At 46.2% G+C, this 4930-nt stretch carries 7 protein-coding genes; 3 read left to right on the top strand and 4 right to left on the bottom strand.

The genetic code is table 11. The features are described from left to right. The coding region (gene mtnA, locus PX481_RS14180) for an S-methyl-5-thioribose-1-phosphate isomerase (protein WP_288094794.1) at positions 1 to 767 on the bottom strand (767 nt) is incomplete at its 3' end. A gap of 220 nt (positions 768 to 987) precedes the next feature. On the opposite strand from mtnA, the gene PX481_RS14175 reads away from it, so the two are divergent. The 3 genes from PX481_RS14175 to prmC all read left to right on the top strand — a co-directional run bounded on the left by PX481_RS14175 (position 988) and on the right by prmC (position 3500). Continuing rightward, on the top strand, positions 988 to 1422 hold the full coding sequence (locus tag PX481_RS14175) for a hypothetical protein (RefSeq protein WP_052277912.1): 435 nt from the start codon (positions 988 to 990) through the stop codon (positions 1420 to 1422). Between the two features lie 387 nt (positions 1423 to 1809). After that, the gene (locus PX481_RS14170; protein WP_288026277.1) at positions 1810 to 2610 is read left to right on the top strand and encodes a Tic22 family protein; all 801 of its coding nucleotides are present in this window, start codon (positions 1810 to 1812) and stop codon (positions 2608 to 2610) included. 5 nt (positions 2611 to 2615) lie between these two features. Next, positions 2616 to 3500, top strand: a complete 885-nt coding sequence (prmC, locus tag PX481_RS14165; RefSeq protein WP_288094793.1) for a peptide chain release factor N(5)-glutamine methyltransferase — start codon at positions 2616 to 2618, stop codon at positions 3498 to 3500. Here prmC and PX481_RS14160 read toward each other — a convergent pair. From PX481_RS14160 to PX481_RS14150, 3 genes are all read right to left on the bottom strand, one after another. Next, positions 3497 to 4033: a hypothetical protein gene (locus tag PX481_RS14160; protein WP_052277909.1), complete on the bottom strand. Its 537-nt coding sequence runs from the start codon at positions 4031 to 4033 to the stop codon at positions 3497 to 3499. The two genes, prmC and PX481_RS14160, sit on opposite strands and share 4 nt — an antisense overlap. Continuing rightward, on the bottom strand, positions 3997 to 4698 hold the full coding sequence (pyrF, locus tag PX481_RS14155) for an orotidine-5'-phosphate decarboxylase (RefSeq protein ID WP_002763813.1): 702 nt from the start codon (positions 4696 to 4698) through the stop codon (positions 3997 to 3999). Before pyrF ends, PX481_RS14160 begins: the two co-directional genes overlap by 37 nt. Positions 4699 to 4785: 87 nt before the next feature. Then, a partial coding sequence (locus PX481_RS14150) for an MEKHLA domain-containing protein (RefSeq protein ID WP_288094795.1) occupies positions 4786 to 4930 on the bottom strand: 145 nt, incomplete at its 5' end.

Genomic DNA, 4930 nt, shown 5'->3' with positions numbered 1-4930 from the left:
GCCGTGTCCCCATTGGCCGCAATGCGATCGGCCCCAACGATCACCGCATCGATCAGTTTTTGCTGCATACAGTGGGCCGCCATGCTATCGGTGATCACGGTGACGGGAATTCCCTCCCGCAGACATTCCCAGGCGGTTAATTTTGCCCCTTGCAGCCGCGGCCGGGTTTCGTCTGCATACACTTGTATTAATCTCCCTGCTGTCCAAGCGGAACGAATTACCCCTAAAGCAGTACCATAACCGGCCGTGGCTAGGGAACCAGTATTACAGTGGGTTAAAATTGTCAGTTTTTCCGGTTGCTCCGGCAGCGCCAATAAACCATGGTGACCGATCGCCCGACAGGTTTCCACGTCTTCTTTTTGGATATTTTGGGCAGTTTCAAGGAGATTTTTGGTAATTACTGCCACTTCTGGGCCACTTTCCCTGGCCACTTTTAACATTCGCTCGATCGCCCAGAATAAATTCACCGCCGTCGGCCGGGTTTGGGCTAATCGATCGGCTATTCTAGTTAAATCAGCCAGAAATTGCTCTTTCTGGTCGGTGGTAATTTCCTGCGCTCCTAAAACCATACCGTATGCAGCCGCCACCCCGATGGCCGGAGCGCCGCGGACAATCATCGTTTCGATCGCCCGGGCCATGGCTTCACTGCTGGTGATCTCAACTTCCCCATACTCCATGGGTAAACGGGTTTGATCGATCAGCCAGACTTTATTATCTTGCCAACGCACGGGATAGATTGAGTTACTCTCGCAAGTGGTTGTGGTCATAAACATTTTTAGATTGAGAATTAGCTAAATTTACCACTATAGCAGCGGCCTTTCTCCACGGCTGATCAGCAGTAAAAACTATTTTGTGTTTTTTTGTAAAAAGTAATTTTAAATACAGAAACTTTTTTTAGAATGTATAGATAAGTGACTAGGAAAAATTTAAGAATACTTTCTCACCTAGCCCGACCTTTTATACTAACCGATTAAGAGGATAATTACCGTGAAAACAGCGAAATATCCCGAAAAAATTGCCGCTCTCTGGACAACATTCCTCTTGGGAACTCTATTTCACACCCAACTGGGTTTAATGCCGCTTTTCCATGGTCAATCGATCGTCGAGAGTCATCAAACCAGCAATCTCGATCCGATTTTCTGGGGAATGTTGCTCTTTTTTTTGCTGCCAATGTTAGCGATTATCGGGGTCAATTTTAGCGAAAGTCGCTCCTTGAGAAAGGCCCATTTCTGGCTGACAATTCTCTATTCTGTCTTGAATTTAGCCCATCTGATCGCCGATCTTCTGGTCAGACCGATCGCCTGGTATCAAATCGCTCTCATGGCAATTTTATTGATCATCGGACTGATTTTAAATCTAGTTTCCTATCAATGGCTGCGGTTAGCGATCGCCCATCCGCGCGATTTCTCGGAAAGTCATTAGCAGTGCCAAGATCAAGGGGTAGCCAGTTGACTAACTGATTCAGACAAGAGGATGCCTTTTGATCTCAAGTTGGTGCTTATGAAAGCAAAAGCAAGCTTAAACCGTAGCTAAAGCGATTTTTTTGAAAATGTAGCTTAAAAAATCCAATTAATCCCTATTATTCCCCAGATCAGCCCATAAATTGCCCCTATTTCCTGGCCGCCGCTGCGACCACATCTCACCAAATATGGAGCTTTTTAGCTATGATGGTTCAGAAGCAAGCCAATAAAGGGAACTTTCGGGGCTGGTTATTCATCAAAAAACTCCTGATCGGAGGAGTCAAATAGACTATATAGTTCAGATTAACGGCAAATATTGGTTAATAGTAATAACGAGGTAATTATTTTGATGAAATCTCTCATTCGTTGGACAGCAACTCTTGGTTTAGTGGGAACGACAATGTTGACTTCGCTGCTGGGCAGCTATTCTAAAGCACTCGCTTTACCGGAAGAACAAATCGTCAGAACCTTGCAGTCTGTACCTGTCTTCGCTATTGCCGACGATCAAGGAGTTCCCCTAATTGCCGTGGGAGAAAAAGAACAGAAATTCACGGGAGTTTTTATCAGTCAACAGGACGCACAAAACTTTTTTGAAAGACTGAAAAAAGAGAATCCTGAAGTTGCCAGCAAAGTTAAAGTTCAGGCTGTTTCTTTGGCACAGGTCTATAAAATGCAAACCAGTCAAACCGATCAAAATCGTTTAATTATCGATTTTGTTCCCAAAGAGTCGGAAGTAGAATCAGCGAAAAAATTGCTCAGTGAAAGAGGTCAACAATATCAAGGTGGTGTACCTTTATTTGTGCCGAAAGCGGGAAAAGAGAGTAGTTTTCTGGTGATCAATCGCAATAATCAGGATTTTATTCCTTTCTTCTTTGAAAAGGCCGCCGCTTTGCAAATGGTAGAACAATATAAAAAAGCTAATCCCGCAGAAGCGACCACGGTGAAAATTGATGTTATTCCCTTAGAAAGTGTCATCGCTACCCTACAACAAAGTAACGATGAAGCTTTAACTAAAATTCTCCTCTATCCTAGCCAAGAAACGATTGATTTTATTCGGGCAAATAGCAACCAAAAGGCTCCCAACCAACCCCCGGCAAATCAGCCACGCCCTAATAATAATACCAATAATCCCCCCGCCCCCAATCGTTAAGCCTTGTGTCTGCGAGTATTTCCGGTCAAGAATTAAGTCAATGGCGACAACAGGCGATCGCCGATTTAGAGCAAGCGCAACTATCTCCGAAAGAAGTGGATATCTTTCTGCAAGCAGTGACAGATTTAGATACTCTTTCCCTGCGCTTACAATCCTTTCGCGAACGAGAAAAAATCCCTTTGAGTTATTCCTGGTCGGAAATTACTAAACGCTGGCAAAAACGCCTGCAAACAAGGGTTCCCTTGCAGTATTTGCTCGAATCGGTGGTCTGGCGTAATTTTACCCTCAAAGTCTCCCCAGAAGTCTTAATTCCTCGTCCCGAAACCGAGTTATTAATCGATATTGTTGGAGAAACCGTCAGAGGAGACGACGGGGGAATCTGGGTAGATCTGGGAACCGGTAGCGGCGCGATCGCTATTGGTTTAGCCAGTATCTTGACAAAAGCAGAAATATATGCTATTGATTACAGTCAAACGGCTTTAGCGATCGCCAAAGAAAATATCATCAAGACGGGTTTTGCCGACAGAATTATCTTAAAACAGGGTTCTTGGTGGACCCCCCTAGAGAAGTGGCAAGGACAGATTAGCGGTATGCTGTCCAATCCTCCCTATATTCCCAGTGCAGAAATCCTTGACTTACAAATTGAAGTGCGGGAACATGAACCCCGTTTGGCCCTCGATGGAGGTGAAGACGGATTGACCGCGCTGCGCTATCTAGTGGCCACTGCTCCCGATTATCTGCGATCGGGAGGCCTTTGGCTAGTGGAAATGAGAGCCGGTCAAGGGGAAAAAGTAGCGCAAATGCTGGAAAATCAGGGCAATTATCGACAAATTCAGATTATTAACGACCTAGCAGGTTTCGATCGCTTCGTGTTGGCCGAGCGAATTTAGCGCAATGCAGCCGCTTCGCAGTCCCGCAGCCAGAGACGCACCGCTTGGCCGATGGTGCCTTGGCTGGTTTCTAGGGGAGGTAAAGGGACTTGAGCGGGTTCAAGGGCAGCTAATTGACTGTAAACCGTCACTAATCGCCATCCTTCCCCAGTTTTAGTTAAAAATAACCAGTGATAATTCTGGAGGCTGACAGAGCGATTTTTGCTATACTGACGCTCTAAAGTCGTAAAAAAAACCTGTTGAGTGTCATCGGCAATTTGACCAGAATATTGACTGGCAGTTAAAGGTAGGGGTGCAAATTCAGGACGACCGGCAATAATCACAAAAACCGGTGTAGATAATTTTTGGTCGATTTGGGAGCGGCTAATAACTCGATTAGCATAACTGGGTAAATCTGACAAGAGGCGATCGACTAAAAGATTTAAATCCTCCGGACAGCTAGAAAGAGGACGACTAACTGCTGGCAAGTTAATCCCGAACATAACCAGCAATACAGCTAAATGTCGGCTAATTCTTGACAAATTTTTGCCCATGCTACCTTTGGCTCCTCGGCACCAGTGATCGGTCGTCCAATTACTAGATAATCAGCCCCAGCTTTAAGCGCTTGGGCCGGAGTCATCACCCGACTTTGATCCCCTTTGCTTGACCAGGAGGGACGAACTCCGGGGCAAACTAAGAGAAAATCCTCTCCACAGACGCGCCGCAATTGCGCCACTTCTTGGGGAGAACAAACCGCCCCATCAATTCCTGATTCCTTGGCCAATAATGCCAGATTTAAGGCATATTCCGATAGTTCTAGGGGAATTTTGAGGTCGAGGGCTAATTCCCTGGCGTTAAGGCTGGTTAAAACGGTGATAGCGAGAAGTTTTGGCGGCGATAGCAGGTCAGAGATTGCCCCCTTAGCCGCCGTCAGTGCTTGCCGTCCGGCCGTAGCGTGCAGGGTGAGTAAATCCACTTGATAGCGACTAGCTGAACGACAGGCCCCGGCGACCGTATTGGGAATATCATGGAATTTGAGATCGAGAAAGCTCTTTTTTTGTCTTTCTTGCAGAATCCCTAGAATTTCTGCACCGCTACTGACAAATAATTCTAGTCCCACTTTCCAAAAATTGACTTCTGGCAGCAGATCGAGCAGTGCGATCGCTGATTCTAAATCCGGCACATCGAGAGGAACAATAATTCGGTCTGAGTTGGTCATATTGGGGCGATACAGTGGGGTGTGGCCCCCCCAACCCCCCCGACATCGGGGGGGCAGGTGGGGTGATGGGGGAGTGGGGAGCTTAAATCAGAGAAAAATCCAATCGGCAAAAGTGGCAGCCTGTCCGCAATAAATGCCATCACGATCGATGATATTCCAAACGATCGCTTTTTCAATGCGAAATAGTTGACCGTTTTTCGTGATCCTTACCCCGTGATAATCGTTGATATAG

Source organism: Microcystis sp. M53603_WE2, from assembly GCF_030065435.1.
This window is presented reverse-complemented; position numbering and strand designations above follow the sequence as displayed.